The organism is Stenotrophomonas sp. HMSC10F06 (genome assembly GCF_001807865.1).
GTDB classification, from domain to species: Bacteria; Pseudomonadota; Gammaproteobacteria; order Xanthomonadales; family Xanthomonadaceae; genus Stenotrophomonas; species Stenotrophomonas bentonitica_A.
Genome location: NZ_KV791291.1, coordinates 30,757 through 55,000, shown reverse-complemented (window position 1 = coordinate 55,000; position 24,244 = coordinate 30,757). Strand labels below are relative to the sequence as shown.

The 24,244-nt window shown below is 67.6% G+C and carries 19 protein-coding genes; 15 read left to right on the top strand and 4 right to left on the bottom strand.

Annotation, left to right across the window (positions count from 1 at the left end; genetic code table 11):
• The first annotated feature begins 49 nt into the window (after window positions 1-49).
• From HMPREF3113_RS12230 to recJ, 10 genes are all read left to right on the top strand, one after another.
• Window positions 50-307: a FeoA family protein gene (locus tag HMPREF3113_RS12230; protein WP_019182966.1), complete on the top strand. Its 258-nt coding sequence runs from the start codon at window positions 50-52 to the stop codon at window positions 305-307.
• A complete protein-coding gene (locus tag HMPREF3113_RS12225) occupies window positions 304-2,163 on the top strand; it encodes a ferrous iron transporter B (RefSeq protein ID WP_070472889.1) in 1,860 nt (619 codons plus the stop codon). Before HMPREF3113_RS12230 ends, HMPREF3113_RS12225 begins: the two co-directional genes overlap by 4 nt.
• Window positions 2,163-2,417: a DUF6587 family protein gene (locus HMPREF3113_RS12220; protein WP_070427290.1), complete on the top strand. Its 255-nt coding sequence runs from the start codon at window positions 2,163-2,165 to the stop codon at window positions 2,415-2,417. The genes HMPREF3113_RS12225 and HMPREF3113_RS12220 overlap by 1 nt, the downstream gene beginning before the upstream one ends.
• Before the next feature lie 66 nt (window positions 2,418-2,483).
• Window positions 2,484-3,224, top strand: a complete 741-nt coding sequence (gene dapB / locus HMPREF3113_RS12215) for a 4-hydroxy-tetrahydrodipicolinate reductase (protein ID WP_083298792.1) — start codon at window positions 2,484-2,486, stop codon at window positions 3,222-3,224.
• Window positions 3,225-3,465: 241 nt separating this feature from the next.
• Complete coding sequence (gene carA, locus HMPREF3113_RS12210) at window positions 3,466-4,596, top strand: glutamine-hydrolyzing carbamoyl-phosphate synthase small subunit (RefSeq protein WP_019182959.1); 1,131 nt, start codon at window positions 3,466-3,468, stop codon at window positions 4,594-4,596.
• Window positions 4,593-5,150, top strand: coding sequence for a hypothetical protein (locus HMPREF3113_RS12205; protein ID WP_139146366.1), 558 nt, complete (start codon window positions 4,593-4,595; stop codon window positions 5,148-5,150). The genes carA and HMPREF3113_RS12205 overlap by 4 nt, the downstream gene beginning before the upstream one ends.
• Window positions 5,151-5,204: 54 nt before the next feature.
• Entirely contained in the window at window positions 5,205-8,447 is a 3,243-nt protein-coding gene (gene carB, locus HMPREF3113_RS12200) for a carbamoyl-phosphate synthase large subunit (RefSeq protein ID WP_070472886.1), read from the top strand.
• 8 nt (window positions 8,448-8,455) lie between these two features.
• Entirely contained in the window at window positions 8,456-8,920 is a 465-nt protein-coding gene (gene greA / locus HMPREF3113_RS12195; RefSeq protein WP_026069738.1) for a transcription elongation factor GreA, read from the top strand.
• 5 nt (window positions 8,921-8,925) lie between these two features.
• Window positions 8,926-9,846: a phosphoglycerate mutase gene (locus tag HMPREF3113_RS12190; protein ID WP_070472883.1), complete on the top strand. Its 921-nt coding sequence runs from the start codon at window positions 8,926-8,928 to the stop codon at window positions 9,844-9,846.
• A 231-nt stretch (window positions 9,847-10,077) separates the two neighbouring features.
• The gene (gene recJ / locus HMPREF3113_RS12185) at window positions 10,078-11,742 is read left to right on the top strand and encodes a single-stranded-DNA-specific exonuclease RecJ (protein ID WP_254665292.1); all 1,665 of its coding nucleotides are present in this window, start codon (window positions 10,078-10,080) and stop codon (window positions 11,740-11,742) included.
• Window positions 11,743-11,760: 18 nt separating this feature from the next.
• Here recJ and HMPREF3113_RS12180 read toward each other — a convergent pair whose 3' ends face one another.
• The gene (locus HMPREF3113_RS12180; RefSeq protein ID WP_070472877.1) at window positions 11,761-12,810 is read right to left on the bottom strand and encodes a DUF1176 domain-containing protein; all 1,050 of its coding nucleotides are present in this window, start codon (window positions 12,808-12,810) and stop codon (window positions 11,761-11,763) included.
• Between the two features lie 148 nt (window positions 12,811-12,958).
• Here HMPREF3113_RS12180 and HMPREF3113_RS12175 point away from each other — a divergent pair, with 148 nt between their 5' ends.
• Complete coding sequence (locus HMPREF3113_RS12175; protein ID WP_070472873.1) at window positions 12,959-15,838, top strand: VIT domain-containing protein; 2,880 nt, start codon at window positions 12,959-12,961, stop codon at window positions 15,836-15,838.
• A 35-nt stretch (window positions 15,839-15,873) separates the two neighbouring features.
• On the opposite strand, the gene HMPREF3113_RS12170 is transcribed toward HMPREF3113_RS12175, so the two are convergent.
• Both HMPREF3113_RS12170 and HMPREF3113_RS12165 read right to left on the bottom strand, forming a co-directional pair.
• The gene (locus tag HMPREF3113_RS12170; RefSeq protein ID WP_070472870.1) at window positions 15,874-16,866 is read right to left on the bottom strand and encodes a phosphatase PAP2 family protein; all 993 of its coding nucleotides are present in this window, start codon (window positions 16,864-16,866) and stop codon (window positions 15,874-15,876) included.
• A gap of 9 nt (window positions 16,867-16,875) precedes the next feature.
• A complete protein-coding gene (locus tag HMPREF3113_RS12165) occupies window positions 16,876-18,081 on the bottom strand; it encodes an acyltransferase family protein (RefSeq protein ID WP_070472867.1) in 1,206 nt (401 codons plus the stop codon).
• A 175-nt stretch (window positions 18,082-18,256) separates the two neighbouring features.
• On the opposite strand from HMPREF3113_RS12165, the gene HMPREF3113_RS12160 reads away from it, so the two are divergent.
• A complete protein-coding gene (locus HMPREF3113_RS12160; protein WP_070472864.1) occupies window positions 18,257-19,126 on the top strand; it encodes a LytTR family DNA-binding domain-containing protein in 870 nt (289 codons plus the stop codon).
• A 50-nt stretch (window positions 19,127-19,176) separates the two neighbouring features.
• Here the strand turns inward: HMPREF3113_RS12160 and HMPREF3113_RS12155 are convergent, their stop codons facing one another.
• Complete coding sequence (locus HMPREF3113_RS12155) at window positions 19,177-19,926, bottom strand: M48 family metallopeptidase (protein WP_019182947.1); 750 nt, start codon at window positions 19,924-19,926, stop codon at window positions 19,177-19,179.
• 204 nt (window positions 19,927-20,130) lie between these two features.
• On the opposite strand from HMPREF3113_RS12155, the gene prfB reads away from it, so the two are divergent.
• From prfB to HMPREF3113_RS12135, 3 genes are all read left to right on the top strand, one after another.
• A protein-coding gene (gene prfB, locus HMPREF3113_RS12145; RefSeq protein ID WP_102788438.1) for a peptide chain release factor 2 occupies window positions 20,131-21,256 on the top strand; the annotation gives its coding sequence in 2 pieces (ribosomal slippage) (window positions 20,131-20,205 and window positions 20,207-21,256; 1,125 coding nt in all).
• 127 nt (window positions 21,257-21,383) lie between these two features.
• The gene (gene lysS / locus HMPREF3113_RS12140; RefSeq protein ID WP_070472856.1) at window positions 21,384-22,901 is read left to right on the top strand and encodes a lysine--tRNA ligase; all 1,518 of its coding nucleotides are present in this window, start codon (window positions 21,384-21,386) and stop codon (window positions 22,899-22,901) included.
• 202 nt (window positions 22,902-23,103) lie between these two features.
• Window positions 23,104-24,243, top strand: a complete 1,140-nt coding sequence (locus HMPREF3113_RS12135) for a cyclic di-GMP phosphodiesterase response regulator RpfG (RefSeq protein ID WP_019182944.1) — start codon at window positions 23,104-23,106, stop codon at window positions 24,241-24,243.
• The last annotated feature ends 1 nt before the right edge of the window (window position 24,244 follow it).

The window sequence follows — 24,244 nt, the reverse complement described above, 5'->3', positions numbered from 1 at the left end:
GCGGCGATGGTAGAATTGATAACCATTCCTATCATCGAGAAGGCGCTCCGTGACGTTGTCCGATCTGGCGCTGTACAGCTCCGCCCTGGTGGAGTCCGTGCAGGAACTACACGCAAACGATGCGATCGCCCGCCGCCTGAAGGAGCTTGGCTTCGTCAAAGGGGAAGAGGTCCGTCTGGTAGCCCGTGGTCCGGTCGGCGCCGAGCCGCTGCTGGTGCAGGTCGGGTTCACGCGCTTCGCCCTGCGCCGCAGTGAGGCCGCCCGCATCGTGGTCACCGCGCTGCAGGGCCAGGAGGCCCGCGCATGAGCGCTGCCGCCAACGCCCTGCGCATCGCCCTGGTCGGTAATCCGAACAGCGGCAAGACCGCGCTGTTCAACCAGCTGACCGGCAGCCGCCAGAAAGTAGCCAATTACACCGGCGTAACCGTGGAGCGCAAGGAAGGCCGCCTGCGCGCGCCGTCCGGCCGCGAATTCGCCGTCCTCGATCTGCCGGGCGCCTACAGCCTGCAGCCGGCCAGCCTGGACGAGGCGATCACCCGGGACCTGTGCCGGGGCTTCTACCCGGGCGAGGCCCCCCCGGACGTGCTGCTGTGCGTGATCGATGCCACCAACCTGCGCCTGCACCTGCGCTTCGCGCTGGAACTGCGCGAGCTGGGCAAGCCGATGATCGTGGCGCTGAACATGGTCGATGCGGCCGAGCGGCGTGGCATCAAGATCGACGTCCAGGCGCTGGAACAGGCGCTGGGCGTGCCGGTGGTCGAGACCGTGGCGGTGCGCCGCAACGGCGCGGCCAGGCTGGTGGAGCGCCTGGATGCGATGGTGCCGCACCTGCAGGCCCCGGTGGCGGTGCCCGCGGCGCAGGCCGACTACCACGCCCAGGTGCGTGACATCCTCGCCGCCTCGGTCAGCATGCCGACGCGGACGGCGAAGATCGACGACGCGCTTGACCGCTGGCTGCTGCACCCGGTGTTCGGGCTGCTGACCCTGGCGGTGGTGATGTTCCTGATCTTCCAGGCGGTGTATGCCTGGGCCACGCCGGTGATGGACCTGATCGAGGCCGGCACGGCCGCGCTGGGGGGCTGGATCGGCGGCGCGCTCCCCGAGGGCCCGCTCAACAGCCTGCTTACCGACGGCATCATTGCCGGCGTGGGGGGCGTGATCGTGTTCCTGCCGCAGATCCTGATCCTGTTCGCCTTCATCCTGGCGTTGGAAGAATCCGGTTACCTGCCGCGCGCGGCTTTCCTGCTGGATCGCATGATGGCCGCGGCCGGCCTGTCCGGCCGTTCGTTCATCCCGTTGCTGTCCAGCTTCGCCTGCGCGGTGCCGGGCATCATGTCCACCCGCAGCATCCAGGACCCGCGCGACCGGCTGGCCACGATCCTGGTCGCGCCGCTGATGACCTGTTCGGCGCGCCTGCCGGTGTATGCGCTGCTGATCGGCGCCTTCATCCCGCAGAAGCAGATCTGGGGCGTGTTCAACCAGCAGGGCCTGGTGCTGTTCGGGTTGTATGCGGCCGGCATTCTCAGCGCGCTGCTGATGTCCTGGACCATGAAGAAGTGGCGCCGCGACAAGAGCGAGCATCCGTTGATGCTGGAACTGCCGTCCTACCGCATCCCGCACCCGCGTGATCTGGCGGTGGGCCTGTACGAGCGCGGCATGATCTTCCTCAAGCGCGTGGGCGGCATCATCCTGGCGCTGACCATCCTGCTGTGGTTCCTGCTGTCCTTCCCGGGCGCGCCGGAGAACGCGACCATGCCGGCGATCGACTACAGCTTCGCCGGTCAGATCGGCCACGCCATGGCGGTGTTCTTCGCGCCGCTGGGCTTCAACTGGCAGATCTGCATCGCGCTGATTCCGGGCCTGGCCGCGCGTGAAGTCGCGGTGGCCTCGCTGGCCACGGTCTACGCACTGTCGGCCGCCGATGACGATGCCGCCAGCCAGGCGCTGACCCCGCTGATCAGCGATGGCTGGTCGCTGGCCACCGCGCTGTCGCTGCTGGTCTGGTACATCTACGCGCCGATGTGCATTTCGACGCTGGCCACGATCAAGCGCGAAACCAACTCGTGGAAGCAGATGGGCTTTGCCACCTTCTACCTGTTCGCGGCCGCGTACATCGCCTCGCTGATCACCTACCAGGTGACCGTGGCCTTGGGTGGCGGCTGATGGAGACCGGCCTGCTGCTGCAGTACGCCGTGATCGCGCTGGCCGTGCTGGTCAGCGCGTGGGTGGTGATGAAGAAGCAGTTCCCCGGCACCGTGCGCAAGGCGCGCGGGGCGATCGCGCTGGGGCTGGTGAAGCCGCAGCGCGCCGCCTGGCTGCAGGCGCTTGGCCGGAAGATCGCACCACCTGCCACGGGTGGCGGTGGTGCGTGTGGCGGCTGCGACAGTTGTGGGCCGACGCCCCCGAAGCAGCACTGAGCCGCCAGGGCAGGGCTGCGCCAAAACCTCTTGTGCAGCCTCACCACCACCCGCTAGCCTGCGTGCATGACTACCACTCCCCTACGTTTGCTCATCCACGGTGCCTCCGGCCGCATGGGCCAGGCGCTGCTCCGTCTTGCCGCCGACAATCCCGCCCTGCAGGTCGTGGCCGCGGTCACCCGCCGCTCGCCTGCCCAGCGTGTGGTGGACGGCGTGCCGCATTTCGCCAGCAGCGAGCTGGCCGGCGCGCCCCAGTTCGATGTCGCCATCGATTTCAGCCTGCCCGAGGGCTTTGATCCGGTGCTGGCGCTGTGCGTGGAGCGCGGTGCGGGCTTCGTGTCCGGCACCACCGGCGTCAGCGAGACGCAGCGCCAGGCACTGATCCAGGCGGCGGGCCGGATTCCACTGGTCTGGGCCTCGAACTTCAGCCTGGGCGTGGCGGTGCTGGATGAACTGGTGGAGCGGGCCGCAGCGGCGCTGGCCGGCTGGGACTGCGATATCGTCGAATCCCACCACACCCAGAAGAAGGATGCGCCTTCCGGTACCGCCCTGACCCTGGGCGCCGCGGCGGAGAAGGGCGGGGCGCACCCGCACTACGCCAGCCTGCGTGCCGGGGACATCGTGGGCGAGCACCTGGTGCAGTTCACCGGGCTGGGCGAGCGCATCGAGCTGACCCACCGCGCCACCAACCGCGACATCTTCGCCCGTGGCGCGCTGTTTGCCGCGGCCCAGCTGCCGGGCCGCGCCCCGGGCAGCTATCGGGTCCGCGACCTGCTGGATGGCGCCAGCCCGCCGCCCGCCGTCTGAATGGGGCCCGCGCGGCCAGCTGGGGCAGGCGCCTGAACCGGCGCCATGCCCTCTGTCGGGCTGAATAGGGCAATTGCACGCGGATACTGGCGTCGAACCCGGCTTCCCTTTACAATTCCCGCTCGCCGAATCACGACAGCCGGACCGGTCCAGAACCGCAGTCCGCGCTTTTTTGCAGCCGCTTTTTCGTGAAGCGCAGGCGTGACTTCGGCGACCCCTCGGTAGCCAAAGTGAGATTTCCGTGACCCAAGCCGCAATCCTCGTCCTCGAAGACGGCACCGTATTCGAGGGCGAATCCGTAGGCGCGCCCGGCCTGTCCGTTGGTGAGGTGGTGTTCAACACCGCCATGACCGGCTATCAGGAAGTGTTGACCGATCCTTCCTACGCCCGGCAGATGGTCACGCTGACCTACCCGCATATCGGCAATACCGGCATGACCGACCAGGACGACGAAGCGGCCAAGGTGTGGTCGGCCGGCCTGATCGTGCGCGATGTGCCGCGCCGCCCGAGCAACTGGCGCAGCCAGGTGTCGCTGCAGGATTGGCTGATCCAGCGCGGCGTAGTCGCCATTTCCGGGATCGATACCCGCAAGCTGACGCGCATCCTGCGCGAGCGCGGCGCCCAGAACGGTGCGCTGATGGCCGGCGAAGGGCTGAGCGTGGAAACGGCGCTGGAAGCGGCCCGCACGTTCCCCGGCCTGAAGGGCATGGATCTGGCCAAAGTGGTCAGCACCGACAAGCGCTACACCTGGACCGAGGGCCAGCTGGATCTGGACAGCAACGCCTTCGTCAACGCCGCACCGCGTTTCAAGGTGGTGGCCTATGACTTCGGCGCCAAGCTCAACATCCTGCGCATGCTGGCCGAACGCGGCTGCGAGCTGACCGTGGTGCCGGCGCAGACCCCGGCCGCCGAAGTGCTGGCGATGAACCCGGACGGCGTGTTCCTCTCCAACGGCCCGGGCGACCCGGAACCGTGCGATTACGCGATCGCCGCCATCAAGACCTTCCTCGAGAAGAAGGTGCCGACCTTCGGCATCTGCCTGGGTCATCAGCTGCTGGCGCTGGCCTCCGGTGCGAAGACGGTCAAGATGGGCCACGGCCATCACGGCGCCAACCACCCGGTCCAGGACCTGGACGGTGGCCGCGTGATGATCACCTCGCAGAACCATGGCTTCGCGGTGGATGAAGCCTCGCTGCCGGCCACCCTGCGCGTGACCCACCGCTCGCTGTTCGACGGCACCAACCAGGGCATCGCCCGCACCGACGTTCCGGCGTTCTCGTTCCAGGGCCATCCGGAAGCCTCGCCGGGCCCGCATGACGTCGGTCCGCTGTTCGACCGCTTCGTGACCCTGATGGCCGAGGCCAAGGCGTGATGCGCAGCCCCGTGCTGCTGCTGTCGCTGTTGTGCTTCACCGGTGTGGCCCAGGCCGCACCGGCCACGGATGCGGAGGTGCGGGCGGTGGTCCAGTCGCTGGGCCTGGGCACGCTGGGCACGGACATGGCCAAGCTGATGGTCGACAACGTGCCCGCGCTCAATGCGCTGCCCGAGACCGATCGCCAGTGCGCGCATGCGCCGATCAAGAGTCTGCTCGACGCACAGTTCCGTCGTTCGGTGATCTCCGGCCTCGGCAACGACGGCGACGAGGTGATCGCGGAGTGGTCGCGCTTCCTGGGCACCCCCGGGGGCAAGAGCCTCTCCTCGGCCTTCGCCGCTGCGAATCCATCGACGATCGCCGAAAAGTCCAACGTGGATCTGAGTGAAGCTGAGCGCGCCGAAGTGGCTGCGTTCCTGGCCAGCCCGGCCTACACCCGCTTCATCGCCACGCTCGACATCGAATCGGAGCTGCCCGACGACATCGGCGTGCAGCTGGCCAAAGGACTGCAGGACCAGTGCCGGATCGCGCTGAACCCCGACGATATTTCCTGATCGACAGCGTGCGATCACCCCCATCTGCCTCGCTGTCCAGACTTAGAGAAGACAATGCCCAAGCGCACTGACCTTAAAACCATCCTCATCATCGGTGCTGGCCCGATCGTCATCGGCCAGGCCTGTGAGTTCGACTACTCTGGCGCGCAGGCCTGCAAGGCACTGCGCGACGAGGGTTACCGCGTGGTGCTGGTCAACAGCAATCCGGCCACGATCATGACCGACCCGGAGATGGCCGACGCCGTCTACATCGAGCCGATCAACTGGCAGACGGTCGAGAAGATCATCGCCAAGGAAAAGCCCGATGCGCTGCTGCCGACCATGGGTGGCCAGACCGCGCTGAACTGCGCGCTGGACCTGGCCGACAACGGCGTGCTGGAGAAGTACAACGTCGAGCTGATCGGCGCCAAGCGCGACGCCATCCGCATGGCCGAAGACCGCGAGCTGTTCCGCGTGGCGATGGGTGAGATCGGCCTGGAGTGTCCGTCCGCCGCGGTGGCGCACACGCTGGAAGAAGCAATCGAGATCCAGACCCGCGTCGGCTACCCGACCATCATCCGCCCCAGCTTCACCCTGGGCGGCAGCGGTGGCGGCATCGCCTACAACCGCGAAGAGCTGGTCGATATCGTGACCCGCGGCCTGGAGCTGTCGCCGACCACCGAAGTGCTGGTGGAAGAGTCGGTGCTGGGCTGGAAGGAATTCGAGATGGAGGTGGTGCGCGACACCGCCGACAACTGCATCATCGTCTGCTCGATCGAAAACCTGGACCCGATGGGCGTGCACACCGGTGACTCGATCACCGTGGCCCCGGCCCAGACCCTGACCGACAAGGAATACCAGCGCCTGCGCGATGCCTCCATCGCCGTGCTGCGCAAGATCGGTGTGGACACCGGCGGCTCGAACGTGCAGTTCGGCATCAGCCCGACCACCGGCCGCGTGGTGGTGATCGAAATGAACCCGCGCGTGTCGCGCTCCTCGGCGCTGGCCTCCAAGGCCACCGGCTTCCCGATCGCCAAGGTCGCGGCCAAGCTGGCCGTGGGTTACACCCTGGACGAATTGAAGAACGAGATCACCGGTGGCCTGACCCCGGCCTCGTTCGAGCCGTCGATCGACTATGTCGTCACCAAGATCCCGCGCTTCGCCTTCGAGAAGTTCCCGGCCGCCGACGCACGCCTGACCACCCAGATGAAGTCGGTGGGCGAGGTGATGGCGATGGGCCGCACCTTCCAGGAGTCGCTGCAGAAGGCCCTGCGTGGCTTGGAAACCGGCAAGATCGGGCTGGACCCGACCGGCCTGGACCTGGCCAACGAAGACGACATCACCACCCTCAAGCGCGAGCTCAAGGCCCCGGGCCCGGAGCGCCTGTTCTTCGTGGGTGATGCGTTCCGCGCCGGCTTCAGCGTGGAAGAGGTCTTCGCGCTGTCGCACATCGACCCGTGGTTCCTGGACCAGATCGAAGAGATCATCCAGGCCGAGGCCGAGGTGGCCGCCGACGGCATCGATGCACTGGACGCCGCACGCCTGCGCAAGCTCAAGCGCGCCGGTTTCTCCGACGCCCGCCTGGCCGAACTGACCGGCACCAACGAAGCGGCCGTGCGCGCGCTGCGTCGTGCCCACAAGGTACGCCCGGTGTACAAGCGCGTGGATTCGTGCGCCGCCGAGTTCGCCACCAGCACCGCCTACCTGTACTCGACCTACGAGGACGAGTGCGAAGCGGCCCCGAGCAACCGCGACAAGATCATGATCCTGGGCGGCGGTCCGAACCGCATCGGCCAGGGCATCGAGTTCGACTACTGCTGCGTGCACGCCGCGCTGGCGCTGCGCGATGATGGCTTTGAAACCATCATGGTCAACTGCAACCCGGAAACCGTCTCCACTGATTACGACACCTCCGACCGCCTGTACTTCGAGCCGCTGACGCTGGAAGACGTGCTGGAGATCGTCGAGCTGGAACAGCCCAAGGGCGTGATCGTGCAGTACGGCGGCCAGACCCCGCTGAAGCTGGCGCGCGCGCTTGAAGCCAACGGCGTGCCGGTGATCGGCACCTCGCCGGACTCCATCGATCTGGCCGAAGACCGCGAGCGTTTCCAGCAGCTGGTGGACAAGCTCGGCCTGAAGCAGCCGCCGAACCGCATCGCCCGCAACGACCAGGAAGCCCTGCTGCTGGCGCGCGAAATCGGCTACCCGCTGGTGGTGCGCCCGAGCTACGTGCTGGGCGGCCGCGCGATGGAAATCGTGTACGGCGAATCCGACCTGGCCCGCTACGTGCGTGACGCGGTGAAGGTGTCCAACGATTCGCCCGTGCTGCTGGACCGCTTCCTGGACAATGCCGTGGAAGTGGACGTGGACATCATTGCCGACAAGGACGGCAACGTACTGATCGGCGGCGTGATGGAGCACATCGAAGAAGCCGGCGTGCATTCGGGCGATTCGTCCTGCTCGCTGCCGCCGTACTCGCTGTCCGCTGAAACCCAGGCCGAGCTGCGTCGCCAGGTGGTGGAGCTGGCCAAGGCCCTGAACGTGGTCGGCCTGATGAACACCCAGTTCGCGATCCAGGCCGGCGAGAACGGCGAAGACATCGTCTACCTGCTGGAAGTGAACCCGCGTGCCTCGCGCACCGTGCCGTTCGTCTCCAAGGCCACCGGCATGCCGCTGGCCAAGATCGCCGCGCGCTGCATGGCCGGCAAGACGCTGGCCGAGCAGGGCGCCACCAAGGAAATCGTGCCGGGCTACTACTCGGTCAAGGAAGCGATCTTCCCGTTCGCCAAGTTCCAGGGCGTCGACCCGATCCTCGGGCCGGAGATGCGCTCCACCGGTGAGGTGATGGGCGTGGGCCGCAGCTTCAGCGCCGCCTTCGCGCGTGCGCAGGAAGCCGGTGGCATCAAGGCCCCGCCGCTGGGCAAGGCCTTCGTCTCGGTCCGTGATCCGGACAAGAAGCGCGTCCTGCCGGTGGCCCAGGCCCTGCTCGAGCGTGGCTACACCCTGGTCGCCACCCGTGGCACCGCGGCGTGGCTGCAGCAGCACGGCATGGACTGCGAGATCGTCAACAAGGTCGTCGAAGGCCGTCCGCACATCGTCGATTCGATCAAGAACGGCGAGATCGTCTACATCGTCAACACGACCGAAGGTCGCGCGGCGATCAACGACTCGTTCTCGATCCGTCGCGAGGCGCTGCAGCATCGGGTCACCTATTCGACCACCATTGCCGGCGCCAAGGCGCTGGTGCAATCACTGGAATTCCGCGGGACCGGCCCGGTCTGGTCGCTGCAGGAACTGCACAAGGAGTTGAACGCATGAGAGCACCGATCACCCTGAAGGGCGCGCAGCGTCTGCGCGAAGAGCTTGACCACCTGAAGTCGGTCAAGCGCCCGAAGGTCATCGCGGCGATCGCCGAGGCCCGTGAGCACGGCGATCTCAAGGAGAACGCCGAGTACCACGCCGCGCGCGAAGAGCAGGGCTTCATCGAAGGCCGCATCAAGCAGCTGGAAGGCGAGCTGTCGCATGCCGAGATCATCGACATCACCAAGCTCAACGCCGGCAGCAAGGTGGTGTTCGGCGCCACGGTCGAGTTGTCGGACGTGGAGAGTGATGAAGAAAAGCGCTACCAGATCGTTGGCGACCTGGAAGCGGACATCAAGCTGGGCCTGATCGCGATCTCCTCGCCGCTGGCGCGCGCCCTGATCGGCAAGCTGGAAGGCGATGCGGTCACCATCGACGCGCCGGCCGGCCAGCGCGAGTACGAAATCGTCAGCGTCCAGTACCTGGACTGACCGCGATGGCCACGGCGACGTTGTTGCTGCCGGCGCGCAGCCGGTTTCCGGCGGCGCCGTTGCCCGATGACGTCGCCAAGGCGCTGGGGCGTGCGCAGCGCCGCAGCGCCGAGGCAGGCGAACGGGCCCAGCTGCGTCGGCATTTCCAGACGCAGCCGGACGCGTGGTCTGCCGCCGCCCTGACCCGCCAGCTGGATGTCGGCGATGCCGACGGGGCGGTGTGGTTGCGGGCCGATCCGGCCAACGTGGTGCCGGACATGCATGGCGCCCGCCTGATGGGGCACGGGGATACCCTGCGTCCCGATCTGGCCGATGTCATGCACCTGCTGCCGGCGTTGCAGCCGTTGTTTGCCGGGTTCGGTTTCGTGCTGGATGCCCCGGTGCCGTCGCGCTGGTACCTGCGTCTTCCGCCGGGCACGGCCCTGCCAGCCTTTGCCGAGCCGGATGAAGTGCTCGGCGATGATCTATTCGCCCATCTGCCCGAAGGCGATGCCGGCCGCCGCTGGCGCGCCCTGCTGACCGAAGCGCAGGTGGTGCTGCACCAGCATGCGTGGAACCAGCAGCGCGTGAGCGAGGGCAAGCGCGCGATCAATTCGCTGTGGTTCTGGGGTGGCGGTGAGCTGCCCGAACGTGTGACCACCGCGCATGCCCAGGTCCGCAGCCGCGATGCGCTGCTGCAGGCGCTGGCCAAGGCCGCGGGTCTGCAGGCCGATGGCGAGCAGACCGTGGATGCCCTGGTGGACCTGCGCCAGCTGCGTTCGCTGGAACAGCTGGGCAACGATGCGATCCGCCCGTTGCTGGCGGCGATCGCACGCGGGGAGTTGAAGCGGCTGGTGCTGGATTTCGAGGACGGCACCCGCGTGGAGATCGACAAGGCCCAGCGCTGGCGGTTCTGGAAGAAGCCGGTGCAACTGCACGAGCTCTGAGTCCGTCGAAGAACCGCGGGACAGTGGCCGTCTCCGGCGCGCCATCCACGCATGGCGTGGATCTACCGTTTTACTGCCGGTATTCCGGGGTAGATCCACGCCATGCGTGGATGCGTTCCCCGAGCAGTATCATGGTCGCGCACGTCATCGATCGAGCCCGTTTTGACCCAGTCTGAAGCACCCCGTATCCAGCGCCGTCCTGCCGCCGCCGCCAGCGAGTGGCCCTCGTCCATGTTGCCGTTGCTGCAGCGCCTGTATGCCGCCCGCGGCGTCACGGATGCCGCACAGGCCCAGCCGAAACTGGCCCAGCTGCTTGCGCCTGACCTGCTCGGCAGCATGCAGGCTGCGGTGACACTGCTGGCCGATGCGATCGCCAACAACGAACGCATCCTGATCGTCGGTGATTTCGACTGCGACGGCGCCACGGCCTGTGCGGTTGGCGTGCGCGGCCTGCGCATGCTCGGCGCGCGCGATGTTGTGCATGCCGTGCCCAACCGCATGCTGCACGGCTATGGGCTGTCGCCGTCACTGGTGGCCGAACTGGCCCCACTCAACCCCGGGCTGCTGGTCACGGTCGACCATGGCATCGCCTGCCACGCCGGCGTCAACGCCGCCAAGGCGCTGGGCTGGAAAGTACTGGTCACCGATCATCATCTGCCGGGCGAGCACCTGCCGCCGGCCGATGCCATCGTCGACCCCAACATCAGCGGCGATGCGTTCCCCAGCAAGGCACTGGCCGGCGTCGGGGTGATCTTCTACGTGTTGATGGCGCTGCGCCGCCACCTGCGCGAGCAGGGCGCGTACGCCACGGCCACGGAGCCGGACCTGCTGACCCTGCTCGACCTGGTCGCGGTCGGTACCGTCGCCGATCTGGTGGCGCTGGATGACAACAACCGCGCCCTGGTCTCGGCTGGCCTGCGCCGGCTGCGCAGCGGCAAGGGCTGCGTCGGGCTGCAGGCGCTGATCGAAGCCAGCGGGCGCGATGCCTCGCGGCTGACCGGCAGCGACATCGGTTTCGCGCTGGGCCCACGTTTGAATGCGGCCGGCCGGCTGGAAGACATGGCGCTGGGCATCGAACTGCTGCTCACCGAAGACCGCGCACATGCGCGTGAGATCGCCACGACGCTGGAGTCGATCAACACCGAGCGCCGTGCGGTGCAGCAGTTGATGACCGACGACGCCGAGCTGGCCGTGTCCCGTGCGGTGCTCAGTGCCGAGGGCGTGCGCCCGGTTGCGGCCTGCCTGTTCGATGCCGAGTGGCATCCGGGGGTGGTGGGGCTGGTGGCGTCGAAGATGAAAGATCGCCTGCATCGGCCGGTGATTGCGTTTGCGCCTTCAGAGCCAGGTGGCGATTCGCTGCGTGGCTCGGCGCGCTCGATCCCTGGCTTCCATATCCGTGACGCGCTGGCCTTGGTCAACGCCGCGCACCCGGGCCTGATCGACAAGTTCGGTGGGCATGCGATGGCCGCCGGGCTGAGCCTGCCGCACGCGCAGCTGGCCGCCTTCGAGCAGGCCTTTGTGGAGGTGGTGGAACGTACGCTGGACCCGCTCTCGCTGCAGCAGCTGCTGCTGACCGATGGCGAGCTGCTGCCGCAGGAACTGGATTTCGCCCATGCCGAGGCGCTGCGCCTGGCCGGGCCGTGGGGGCAGGGCTTCCCCGAGCCACTGTTCGATGGTCACTTCCAGGTGGCGCGCTGGCAGGTGCTCAAAGAGAAACACCTCAAGCTGAGCCTGCGCGTGCCCGGCCGTGCCGAGCCGATCAGCGCCATCCACTTCAGCGGCTGGACCGGCAATGCACCGGCCAACCAGGTGCATATCGCCTACCGGCTGGTCAGCGATGATTACCGGGGCGGCGGCGCGATCCAGTTGATTGTGGAGCACTGCGCCGACGCGTGACGGCGGCGCGGATGCGGCTTACTCGCGTACCTGCGTCACCAGCGTCGGCATTTCCCAGGCGCCACCGGCGGCAACCAGGCGGCACAACCCGGTGCTGGAATCGGCCGTCTTCACGAACTGCGAGCCGGTCCAGCCCCACGTGGTGGTGGACCAGCAGTCGCCGAGGCCACGGCCCTTCTGCGCCTCCTGGATGGTGCGCACCTCATCCCCCACGGCTGCCGTGGTGACCAGCCGCGGCTGGTACGGCGCGCGGTCGTTGATCACCCAGTAGCCGTCGCCGGTGTTGTAGGCCCCGCGCCAGCAACTCAGCGACACCAGCAGCTTGTCGGCACTGAGCCGCTGTACGGTCAGCGCTTCGGGTTCGCCGTCCGGTGACAGGCTGCCGCCGGCGCCCAACGCTTCGCAGTCGTCGGCCGACGTCACCGCGGCCAGCGCGGCGCGCAGCGCGGGCGACGCGGCGAGCGCCGTATCCGCCGGGCGGGTGGCCACCGGCTTGCCCAGCTGCACGACCGGCACCGGCAGTGCGGGCGGCACCGAGGACTCGGCCAGCGTGCCCTTGCGCATCAGCGCACCGGGTGTGCCCAGGCGGCCCTGGAACGCATCCATCTTCAACAGCACGGCCGAGGCGCCCTGATCGGAAACCGTCCAGCGCGCGCCATCGTCGCCCATAAGCTCGATGCGGCTGTTGCGTGCCAGCGAAGCGAGCAGGGCAGCGAGTTGCTTCGCGGAAAAGTTGGCGGTGCCCTCGGCGGCATCGAACTGCATCGGGCCCAGCGAGGTGCCATTGATACTCAGGCTGAGCCGCTTGGTGGCCGTGTTGTCGTCGTACTGGCCGAGCATCAGTTCCGCGTGGACCGGTTGATCCGGCCCGCCCGCGCGGGTGAGCAGGATCGAGACCGGGTCGCCGCCATTGTCATCGGCCTGATAACCGGCGGCGCGGCAGGTGCGGGTGTTGTCGCAGGCCAGCGTCCAGTCGTGGTGGGTGAACGTCACGCCCTCGATGGGGGCGGCGGCGTTACCGGGCAGGGCGAGCCCCAACAACAGCGGGGCGGTCAACAACAGGCGCATGCGGCATCCTTGGTCCATCAATCCGTGGAGAGCGATCTTGGCCGAGCGCGGATGAGGCGTCCATGACCGGAACAGGCGATTGCCACCGCTCAACCCCGTTGCGGATCGCGGTGCGTTCAATGGAGGGTCATCGGATCAGGAGCGTCACATGGGACTCGCACTGCGCAGTATCGGTCTGCTCGCGCTGCTGTGCTGGCAGCTGCCCAGCGCCCACGCACAGCCACGGCGTTTTCCCTCGCCACGCTCACCCATCCTGCAGGTCGCCGGTGCCGAGGTGCCGGTGCGGTTGACCGAGGCCCGCATCGACAGCCGCGTCGTGGCAGGGCTCGGCGAAACCACGATCGAATTGACCTTCCACAATCCCAATGCGCGCGTGCTGGAAGGGCAGCTGGAATTTCCCTTGGCCTACGGCCAGCAGGTGGCCGGTTTCGCACTGGATATCGATGGCACGCTTCGCGATGCGGTGCCGGTACCCAAGGCGCAGGGACGCCAGGTCTTCGAGGCAATCGAACGCCGCCAGGTCGATCCGGGTCTGCTGGAACAGACCGCCGGCAACCAGTTCCGGCTGCGCATGTATCCGATCCCGGCGCGTGGCGAGCGGCGTGTGCGGCTGGTGCTGCGTGACAGCCTGCCGCCCGTGCCGCAGGGTGTGCACTGGTCACTGCCGGTGTCCTTCGCACGCCAGGCCGAGCAAGTGACGCTGCGGTTGGAGACCAGTGGGACCGGCAAGCCGGTCGGCGTGGGCGTCCATCCTCTCGGGTTTACGTTGAAGACCGATGCCTACGCGGCGCAGTGGCAGGGGCGAGGCGCGGACCTGCCTGCCCAACTGCAATGGAGCCTGCCGCTCGCGCGCAGCACTGACGTGGTCACCGGGCTGCAGGATGGGCAGCGCTATCTGCTGGCCAGCGTGCCGGTCCGCCCCCCGACCGCCGCGCGCGTCCTGCCTGCGCGCATCGGTCTGCTCTGGGATGCCTCCGGTTCGGCCGGTACGCGTAACCGTGCGGCTGAACTGGCCGTGCTGGACCGCTATTTCCAGGCGTTCGGCACGGGCCAGGTCCAGCTGACGGTGCTGCGTGACCGCAGCGAAGCGCCGCGCGAGTTCCCGATCACCCGGGGCAACTGGTCGGCGCTGCGCGAGTACCTGCTGGCGCTGCCTCATGATGGCGCCAGTGCGCTGGGCGACTGGACGCCGAACCGCACGATCGGCGAGTACCTGCTGGTCAGCGATGGCCTGGCCAACTATGGCCGCCAGACGTTGCCCACCCTGTCGCCCGATCAGCGCCTGTATGCATTGAGCAGCGCCGGTGCGAAGACCGACGCGCCGCGCCTTCGTGCGTGGACCAGCGCCCATCATGGTCAGCTGCTGCAGCTGCGCGACGAGGCGGAGGTGGAGACGGTAATGCCGCTGCTGCTGCGGCAGCCCGCCGAAGTGACCGATGTGCTGGCACGTGGCGTGGAGGACGTGAGCGTGGATGCCTCGCGGGCTGCGCAGGGCTGGATTCGCGTCACCGGCCGCGTGCTGCGTCCCGATGCGACGGTGCTGCTGTCCCTGCGTGGTGGCGACAGCGATCCGCAGCCGGTCACGCTCAACGTCGCGAACGCGCGTGCGGTCGACGGCGGCCTGGTCGCTCACGCGTGGGCGAATGACCGGTTGGCAGCACTGGCGGCGGACTCCGCCGGGGCGCCGGCCGCCAAAGCGCTGGCCCGGCAGTTCGGGATCGTGACGGCCGATACGTCGCTGCTGGTCCTGGAGACGCTGGAGGACTATCTGCGCTATGGCATCCGCCCGCCGGCCCCGCTGCGCGCGGCCTACGACCAGCGCCATGCGTTGACGGTGGCCGACGTGGCAACCGAGCGGAAGCGCCGCCTGGATGGCATCGCCGGCCAGTTCGCCGAGCGCGAACAGTGGTGGAATACCCGCTGGCCAAAAGATACGCCGCCGCAGCCCAAGCAGGAATCCCGATCCGTCGCCGCGTCGGTGGCCATGGCGATGGCCGCGCCACCGCCGGCACCTGCAGCGCCGATGGCGCTGGACCGTGTCGAGCTGACCGCCTCGGCGGCGGCCGATGAGGCGGAGGCCACCTCCGAGCGTCGCCCCAAATCGGCACCCAGGGCCAACAGCGGCCAGATCACACTGACGCTGGCACCGTGGGCACCGGATTCGGCCTATGCGCGCCGCCTGCGCGATGCCACGCCGGCGCAGCTGTATCCGCTGTACCTGCAGGAGCGCGAACAGCACGCCGGCAGCAGCGCGTTCTATCTGGACGTGGCCGATCTGCTGCTGGCCAGCGGACAGCGGGAGCTGGCCCTGCGCGTGCTCTCCAACCTCGCCGAGATGGAACTGGAAAACCGCCACGTGCTGCGCGTGCTCGGCTATCGCCTTATGCAGGCCAAGGCGCCCGCGCTGGCGGTGCCGGTGTTCCGCCAGGTGCTGGCGATGGGCGAGGAAGAGCCGCAGAGTTTCCGTGACCTGGGCCTGGCCCTGGAAGCGGCCGGGCAGCACCAGGCGGCGGTGGCATCGCTGTATGAAGTGGTGGTGCGCCCGTGGGATGGGCGGTTCGACGGCATCTCGCTGATCGCGCTGGACGAACTGACCCGGCTGATCGCGCGCGAGCGTGTGGACGCCTCGGCCATCGATCCACGCCTGCGCCGTGCGATGCCGCTGGACCTGCGCGTGGTGCTGAGCTGGGACAGCGACAACAGCGACATGGACCTGTGGGTCACCGATCCCAATGGCGAGCGCGCCTACTACGGCAACCGGCTGACCTACCAGGGCGGGCAGATGTCGCAGGACTTCACCGGCGGCTATGGCCCGGAGCAGTTCTCGTTGCGCGATGCCAAGCCGGGCATCTACCGGATCGAAGCGAACTACTTCGGCAGCCGCGAGCAGCTGGTCACCGGCGCCACCACCTTGATGCTGCGCCTGAGCACCCGATGGGGCAGCCGCGACCAGCGCGACCAGCAGGTCACGCTGCGGTTGAAGGACCGTGCGGAAACGGTGCTGGTCGGGGAGTTCGAGGTGAAGTGAGCCCCCGCAAGCGGAATCCGTGAGGCCGCCGCCGTTTATTTGACGGCGGTGGCCCGAGGCAGGCTGCGCGCCGCCAGCGGCCAGTACCCCGCCAGGGCAATGCCGCCCATGAAGATCGCCGCGTTGCCGATGGCATCGAACACCACCTCCACCACCGCTGCGTCAGGGAGTGCCAGTGCGACGGCGACTGCCTCCAGCACGGGGCTGATGACGAGATACAGCCCGATGACGGCCATGACGCGCCCGATCCGCTGCCACGGTGTGTACGGATCCAGCGGCCAGCCGCGCCAGTGCAGGAAGGCGAACACCAGCAGCAGCCCCAGATACCGCCCCGCGCTGTCTGCCGGGACGAACTCGGTCGTCAGCGCCGCTGCCGTCACGCCGACGCCGAGGGTGGCGAGGATGAGGTGGCGGGTTCGATTACGGCGCGCGGGCGCTGGCAGGCACTGCCAGGCAAGCCAGCCCAAGGCCATCCCGACCAGCCAGCCGCCCAGCACATCGGACAGGAAGTGCCGGCCCAGGTACATGCGTGACAGCGCCATCAACAGCGGCCATCCGATCAGCAGTGCGAGCCGCCAGCCGCGGCTGCGGATGCCGAAGCACAGCACCAGCGCCGTCATCGCCGCCGTGGCCACGCCCACATGACCACTGATGAATCCGTAGTCCGGATCCGGCTGTGCACGCAGGGCGGCAATCGCTTCATCGGTCGGCAGCGTCCAGAACGATCCGGCGGCGCCATCGGCGACCAGCGCGTGGTCCGGCCGGCCCTTGTCCAGCACGTGGATGTCGACATCGCTGGGGCGGGGCAGGGCGGCACCCTGCTTGATCGCGTGCGTGGCCATCGACATCAGCAGTGCCGCCATCATGATGCCCAACCCCGCGCGCAGACGCACCCCGAAGCTGCAGACCACGATCAACAGCACGTACGCCCATTCGTAGCCCAGCGCGCTGACGAAGTTCATCAGCGGCAACATCCACGCTGCATCGAAGAAGGACTGCAGCCACACATGCCAATGGGTCTGGAACATCCGTATTCCTCAGTGCCGGGCCACCGCCCGCGTGACCGGCAACGATAGCGGCTCCCGGCGCAGTCCGAAAAGAGGACGCAGCCAGGCGATGCGCCGGATCAGCCCTTCGTGCAGCACCAGGCAACCCGCCACGGTTCCGGCCAGGACCAGCAGTGGCTCCCACCATGGCCCCAGGTGCAGCGGTTTGAGCCAGAACAGCAGCGCGATGATCAGGCTCTGGTGCAGGATGTACCAGGGATACACCGCCTCGGTGCAGTACGGCAGCCAGCGGAACGGGCGATCCAGATACACCTTGGCCCAGCCGAGCAGGGTCAGCAGCACGGCCCACAGGTACAGCGACTGGCTGGCCATCACCTGCAGCGTCCAGACACTGTCCGGCCACTGCCGCAGCACCGAATCGGCCGGCAACACCCGCCCCAGGAGGCGGATGCCGAAGTACCAGCTCGCCGCAACGGCTGCCACCCACAGGGTGCTCCTGCGCAGCTCGACCACGCGCGCCCAGAACGGGGTGGCGCGGGCAAGCAGGTAGCCGGCGAGGAATACCGTGCCGTACTTGGCGTGCTGGTACCAATCGCCGAACAGCAGGTTGGTGGACGGGAACCGGGGATCGAGCCAGGCCACCCAGCCGAAGGAGAGCAGGCTGGGCACCCCGATCAGCAGCGGCGCCGGCGCACGGGCGAAGCGCTCCACGGCGCGATGCACGGCAGCGGTATCCAGGACGGGCATCAGCAAGGCCAGCATCAGCGTGTAGACCCACAGGTAGGCCAGGTACCACAGGTGGTTCCAGGTGATGCGCAGCTGCCAGCCGGCAAAGCTGTCCTGCGGCCAGGCCGGCATCTGCCAGTAGCGCAGCAGGAACGCGCCGAAGCCGGGCTCGATGCGGCCGTTGGTCACTGCCTCGCAGTAGGGTTGGATCGGCACCACCACCCACATCCCGAACACCAGCGGCACCAGCAACCGCCACGAGCGCAGCACGGCAAAGCGCACGATGCGTGTCTCCGGCCGCATCAAGGCGATGGCGATGCCCGAGAGCAGAAACAACAGCTGCATCCGCCAGCGGTTGACCAGCAGCATCGGCCATTGCAGCCACTCGGCGGTGTGGTCGCTCTTGAGATGGAACCCCCAGCCGTCCACGTAGGCCATGGCGGTGTGATACAGGATGAGCAGGGCGAAGGCGAGTACGCGCAGGGCGTCGATGTCGTGGCGGCGTGGCATGGACGGGGCAGGGAGGGCAGGAGCCTCCACGGTGCGCACTGGCAGGGGGTTCGGCCACGCCAAAGGGCTCTGCCGTGGGTGCCAAGTGACCAATGGCGGTGGCCAAGGGATGGGCGGGGCGCACTACCATGGCGTGATGAGTCAGGCTGACGACCTTTTGCGAATGGACGATTCAATGGCGAACGGACGTGCCGCGCGGTGGCAGCCGGGTGCGCGGATGCTGGTGTGGTCGGTGATCCTGCTGACCACCGCGGTGGCCAATGCGCTGGTGGAAGTGATGGATGCGGGGCGCCGTGGCGAAGACCTGGGCCTGTGGCAGCCGATGATCTGGGAGCTGAGCAGCGTCACGATGATCCTGCTGACGCTGCCGGTCCTGTGGTGGGGCTGCCAGCGTTGGCCGCTGCATGCCGATACCTGGAAGCGCCGCCTGCCGCTGTACCTGCTGGCCAGCGTGGCGTGGTCGCTGGTGCATGTCACCGGGATGATGGGGCTGCGCCATCTCGCTTATGCCGCGCTCGGCTACCACTACCAGGACGATGCCAGCTGGCCGGTACGCCTGGTGTACGAGTACCTCAAGGATGTGCGTGCGTTCTTCACCTTCGTGGCGATCGAGCACTTCTTCAGCTGGTTCGGGCGGCGCCGGCAGGGCGAGGCGCATCTGCTGGCCGCGCCGGACGATGCTCCGCCGGTGGACGCCGTGGAGCGTCCGGAACGGTTCCTGGTGCGCAAGCTGGGGCGCGACTTCCTGGTCGCCACCGGTGATATCGAGTACGCCCAGGCGGCCGGCAACTACGTCAATCTGCGGGTGCGCGGGCACGACTACCCGCTGCGCAGCACCATGGCGGCACTGGAAGAACGGTTGGATCCGGCCGTGTTCGTGCGCGCCCACCGCAGCTGGCTGGTGAACGTGCGGCACCTAGTCTCGATCGAGCCGCTGGACGGGGGCGAAGCCTTGCTGCACATGGACGATGGTGGGCGTGTACCGTGCAGTCGCCGGCAGCTGCCCTCGTTCCGGCAGGCGCTGGCGGTGCAGGCAACGGCCTGACCCGGCCTGGCTGACCGGCACCCTGGCGGAGCAGGGTGCCGGCAGAGAACTCAGCGCTTGCTGTCTTTCTTGATCATCGCGTCGATGCGCCCGGCGCGGGCTTCCGAGCCCGGGTGGGAGGACATCAGGCCGCCCTTGCTGGACAGCTTGCGGAACATGCTGGCCAGGGCGGCCGGGTCGTACTGGTGGCGCTTCATGAAGCGGTAGCCGTATTCGTCGGCAGCGCTTTCTTCCTTCTGCGAGAACTGCGCGTTGACGAAGCCCTCGGCCAGTTCGCCGAGCTGGCCCTGAGTCAGGGTGGCGATATTGGCATTGCCCGAGGCGGCCAGCGTGTCGCGACCGGCCGAGGCCAGCAGTGCGGTACGCATCTTGGTCTTGGAGTGGCCCAGTTTGACGTGGCCGATCTCGTGGCCGATCACGCCACGCACTTCGTCGTCCGAGGCCATGTCCATCAGGCCCGAGTACACGCGCACGCAGCCGTTGGCCATGGCCCAGGCATTGACGTCGTCGGTCAAGTAGACCTTGAAGTTGAGGTTCATGCCGTCTTCATTGGCCAGGCCCTGGGTGATCCTGGCCAGGCGCTGGGCGTAGGGCGAGTTGGCGGGGGCGACCTTGTTCTGCTGGTCCATGTAGACGCAGGCTTCGTCGGCGGCCTTGGCCACGTCCTGGTCGGACAGGGTGAGCGCCTGGCCGGCCTTCAGGCCGGTGCTGGTCAGCTGCTTGAGGTCCAGGGCCGAAGCGGCGGTGGAGGCGGTCAGGCAGGCGAAGGCCAGCAGCAGGGCGGAGGATGACGTCCTCATCGGGGTGGTGCTCCATTTAGTGCGTTGGGGGACGCCGCGGGCAGGGGGCCGCGCGGCGGGGCCGAAGTCTACCGTCTGGCCGGGCGCCCGTGTTCAGCGATCTCGCTTTCCTGCCCGCCGGCGGGTACCTGCCGCCCCGGCCACCGCCGGAAAGGCCCGGATAGGCTATGATGGACAGTCTTTTCGCACGCATTAATCGCCGACATGATCGAGCTCAATCCTGTCCGCCAGCGCATCACCGATCTCACCGATCGCGTGCTCTCGCTCAGGGGGTATCTTTGACTACGACGCCAAGAAAGAGCGTCTGGAAGAAGTAACCCGGGAACTGGAAAACCCGGATATCTGGAACAACGCCGAGTACGCCCAGAACCTTGGCCGCGAACGCGCCAATCTGGACAAGACCGTCGGCGGCATCGCCACGATCCTCGACGGCCTGACCGAGTCGGGCGAACTGCTGGAACTGGCCGAAAGCGAACAGGACGAAGAAACCGCCCTGGCCGTGGTCAGCGACCTGGACAAGTACCAGAAGCACGTGGAGCAGCTGGAGTTCCAGCGCATGTTCTCCGGGCAGATGGACAACGCCGCGGCGTTCGTCGATATCCAGGCCGGTGCCGGTGGTACCGAAGCCCAGGACTGGGCCGAGATCCTGCTGCGCATGTACCTGCGCTGGTGCGAATCGCGCGGCTGGAAGACCGAGCTGATGGAAGTGTCCGGTGGCGACGTCGCCGGCATCAAGTCGGCCACCCTGCGCGTGGAAGGCGATTACGCCTACGGCTGGTTGAAGACCGAAACCGGCGTGCACCGCCTGGTGCGCAAGTCGCCGTTCGATTCGGACAACCGCCGCCACACCAGCTTCACCTCGGTGTTCGTGTCGCCGGAAGTCGATGACAACATCGAGATCGACATCAACCCCGCCGACCTGCGCACCGATGTGTACCGCTCCTCCGGCGCCGGTGGCCAGCACGTCAACAAGACCGAATCGGCGGTGCGTATCACGCACATCCCGACCAATACGGTCGTGGCCTGCCAGACCGGCCGCAGCCAGCACCAGAACCGCGACAACGCGATGAAGATGCTGGCCGCCAAGCTGTATGAGCTGGAGATCCAGAAGCGCAATGCCGAGCGTGACGCGGTGGAAGCCACCAAGTCCGACATCGGCTGGGGCAGCCAGATCCGCAACTACGTGCTCGACCAGAGCCGCATCAAGGACCTGCGCACCGGCATCGAACGCTCCGATACGCAGAAGGTGCTGGACGGCGACCTCGACGAATTCGTCGAAGCCAGCCTGAAGTCCGGCCTGGCCGTGGGTGCCAAACGCACCGACGCCTGACCGTCGGGGCCGCCACGCGCGGCCCCGATCCGTTGTGCCCGGGCCGCGCCCGGTTTCGCAATCCGCCCCGACCATCGGCATGATGGCGGGGACCGTACCTCCCCCCCGACAGACATAGACCCACGCCATGAACGATCAGACCGCCGCGCCGCAGCCCCCCGTCGACGAGAACAGCCTCATCGCCGAGCGCCGCGCGAAACTGACCGCCCTGCGCGGGCAGGGCATTGCCTACCCGAACGATTTCCGCCGCGAGCACTTCGCCGGCACCCTGCAGGCCGAGTTCGCCGATGCAGAGCAGTGGACCGCCGAAGCGCTGGAGGCCAGCGACCGCCAGGTCAAGATGGCCGGCCGCCTGATGGCCAAGCGCGTGATGGGCAAGGCCAGCTTCGCCCAGATCCAGGACGAGTCCGGCCGCATCCAGCTGTTCCTGCAGGGCAGCACGCTGGGCGATGCCTACACCGCCTTCAAGGGCTGGGACGTGGGCGACATCATCGCCGTGGAGGGCGGGCTGACCCGGACCAGGACCGGTGAGCTGTCGGTGAAGGCCACCAGCATCCGCCTGCTGACCAAGTCGCTGCGCCCGCTGCCGGACAAGTGGCACGGCCTGGCCGACGTGGAGCAGCGCTACCGCCAGCGCTATGTCGACCTGATCGTGACCCCGGAGTCGCGCGAGGTGTTCATCAAGCGCTCGCGGATCATCCGCGCCATGCGCGCGTGGCTGGACAACCGCGACTTCCTGGAAGTCGAAACGCCGATGATGCATTACATCCCCGGCGGCGCCACGGCCAAGCCGTTCACCACCCACCACAACGCGCTGGACCTGGACCTGTACCTGCGCGTGGCCCCGGAGCTGTACCTCAAGCGCCTGGTCGTGGGTGGCCTGGAGCGCGTGTACGAGATCAACCGCAACTTCCGCAATGAGGGCGTGAGCACCCGCCACAACCCGGAATTCACCATGATGGAGCTGTACGAGGCCTACGCCACGTACACCGAAGTGATGGACCTGACCGAAGGCGTGATCCGTGACGTGGCCAGCAAGGTGCTGGGCACCACCACGGTGGAGTGGGACGGTGCCACGATCGACCTGGCCCCGGCGTTCCGCCGCTGGCGCATGGACGAGGCGGTGCGCCACCACAACCCGGAGATCAGCGCCGCCGACTGCACCGACCGCGATGCGCTGGCCGCCCACTGCGAGCGCCTGAAGATCCGCATCAAGCCGTCCTACGGCTGGGGCAAGCTGCTGCTGGAGATCTTCGAGGCCACCGTCGAGCACACCCTGATCCAGCCGACCTTCATCACCGACCACCCGGTCGAGGTCTCGCCGCTGGCCCGCGCCAACGATGACCAGCCCGGCTACACCGACCGCTTCGAGCTGTTCATCAACGGCAAGGAGCTGGCCAACGGCTTCTCCGAGCTGAACGACCCGGAAGACCAGGCCGCCCGGTTCCAGGCCCAGGTCACGGCCAAGGAAGGCGGCGATGACGAGGCCATGCACTACGACGCCGATTACATCCGCGCGCTGGAGTACGGCATGGCCCCGACCGGCGGCCTGGGCATCGGCATCGACCGTCTGGTGATGCTGCTGACCGGCAGCGGTTCGATCCGCGACGTGCTGCTGTTCCCGTACATGCGTCCGGAAAACTGAGACCTGGGTCCGGGCGTGCTTGGGGCACGTCCGGCGCGGGGGTTCCGCTGCCGTGGCCGCGCGGGTATGGTTTCTGCGTGGCCTTAACAGGCGCTATGGCGTGATGGCCACAGACCATGACGGGTTGCAGGGAGACGCCGACACCGGCGTCACACTGTGACGACGATCATGAACTGGGGTGTTCATGACGGGAGGCGGACTGATGCAAGGTGCCAGTGTGCAGAGCGGCGGAGTATCCTCTTCGCAGCATGTTCCAGTGTGGTCAAGGAAGAAGGCAGAAGCAGCCTTGAATATTGTCATCGTTGACGATCAGACGTCCGCGCGTACCATGCTGCGCCATGTCATCGAGGACATCGCGCCGGAACTGTCTGTGCACGACTTCGGCGATCCGCTGACGGCGCTTGCCTGGTGCGAGTCGCACGCCGTGGATCTGCTGTTGCTCGATTACCGCATGCCGGAGATGGACGGGCTGGAGTTCGCCCGCCGTTTCCGCCGCCTGCCCAAGCACCGCGACATCCCCGTGATCCTGATCACCGTGGTCGGCGACGAGCCGATCCGCCAGGCCGCGCTGGAGGCCGGGGTGATCGATTTCCTGGTCAAGCCCATCCGCCCGCGCGAACTGCGCGCGCGCTGCTACAACCTGTTGCAGCTGCGCCAGCAGTCGGAGAACGTCAAGCAGCGCGCGCTGTCGCTGGAGCAGCGCCTGCTGGCCAGCATGCACGAGGTGGAGGAGCGCGAGCGCGAAACACTGTCGCGGCTGGCGCGGGCGATCGAATTCCGTGATGCCGGCACCAGTGCCTACCTGGAGCGCATGGCCCATGTCGCCGGGCTGATCGCCGAGCAGCTCGGGCTGCCGGAAGAAGAGGTCAAGCTGATCGAGATGGCCGCGCCCCTGCACGACATGGGCAAGATCGCCATTCCCGATGCGGTCCTGCTCAAACAGGGCAAGCTGAGCGATGAGGAGCAGGCGATCATGCGTCGGCACCCGCGGATCGGCTACGAGCTGCTGAGTGGCAGCCAGAACCGTTTCATCCAGGTCGGGGCCCTGATCGCGCTGCGCCACCATGAGCGCTACGACGGCAGCGGCTACCCGGATGGGCTGGTCGGCGATGCGATTCCGCTGGAAGCGCGGATCGTGGCGGTGGCCGATGTGTTCGACGCGCTGATCTCACCGCGTCCGTACAAGGAAGCATGGACCATGGAAGCCACGCTGGCGTATCTGTATGCCCAGCGGGGCCGGTTGTTCGATCCGCGCTGCGTCGATGCCCTGCTGCGCGGCCGCCTCCAGCTTGATGAGATCTGCGCACAGCACTCCACCGCGTCATCCCGCCCGGGGATGTGAT

Bases quoted from the DNA above. Each gene is read 5' to 3' on its own strand.
- HMPREF3113_RS12225 (WP_070472889.1), top strand. From the start codon at position 304: ATGAGCGCTGCCGCCAACGCCCTGCGCATCGCCCTGGTCGGTAATCCG.
- HMPREF3113_RS12220 (WP_070427290.1), top strand. From the start codon at position 2,163: ATGGAGACCGGCCTGCTGCTGCAGTACGCCGTGATCGCGCTGGCCGTG.
- dapB (WP_083298792.1), top strand. From the start codon at position 2,484: ATGACTACCACTCCCCTACGTTTGCTCATCCACGGTGCCTCCGGCCGC.
- carB (WP_070472886.1), top strand. From the start codon at position 5,205: ATGCCCAAGCGCACTGACCTTAAAACCATCCTCATCATCGGTGCTGGC.
- HMPREF3113_RS12190 (WP_070472883.1), top strand. From the start codon at position 8,926: ATGGCCACGGCGACGTTGTTGCTGCCGGCGCGCAGCCGGTTTCCGGCG.
- recJ (WP_254665292.1), top strand. From the start codon at position 10,078: ATGTTGCCGTTGCTGCAGCGCCTGTATGCCGCCCGCGGCGTCACGGAT.
- HMPREF3113_RS12180 (WP_070472877.1), bottom strand. From the start codon at position 12,810: ATGCGCCTGTTGTTGACCGCCCCGCTGTTGTTGGGGCTCGCCCTGCCC.
- HMPREF3113_RS12175 (WP_070472873.1), top strand. From the start codon at position 12,959: ATGGGACTCGCACTGCGCAGTATCGGTCTGCTCGCGCTGCTGTGCTGG.
- HMPREF3113_RS12170 (WP_070472870.1), bottom strand. From the start codon at position 16,866: ATGTTCCAGACCCATTGGCATGTGTGGCTGCAGTCCTTCTTCGATGCA.
- HMPREF3113_RS12165 (WP_070472867.1), bottom strand. From the start codon at position 18,081: ATGCCACGCCGCCACGACATCGACGCCCTGCGCGTACTCGCCTTCGCC.
- HMPREF3113_RS12160 (WP_070472864.1), top strand. From the start codon at position 18,257: ATGGCGAACGGACGTGCCGCGCGGTGGCAGCCGGGTGCGCGGATGCTG.
- HMPREF3113_RS12155 (WP_019182947.1), bottom strand. From the start codon at position 19,926: ATGAGGACGTCATCCTCCGCCCTGCTGCTGGCCTTCGCCTGCCTGACC.
- lysS (WP_070472856.1), top strand. From the start codon at position 21,384: ATGAACGATCAGACCGCCGCGCCGCAGCCCCCCGTCGACGAGAACAGC.
- HMPREF3113_RS12135 (WP_019182944.1), top strand. From the start codon at position 23,104: ATGCAAGGTGCCAGTGTGCAGAGCGGCGGAGTATCCTCTTCGCAGCAT.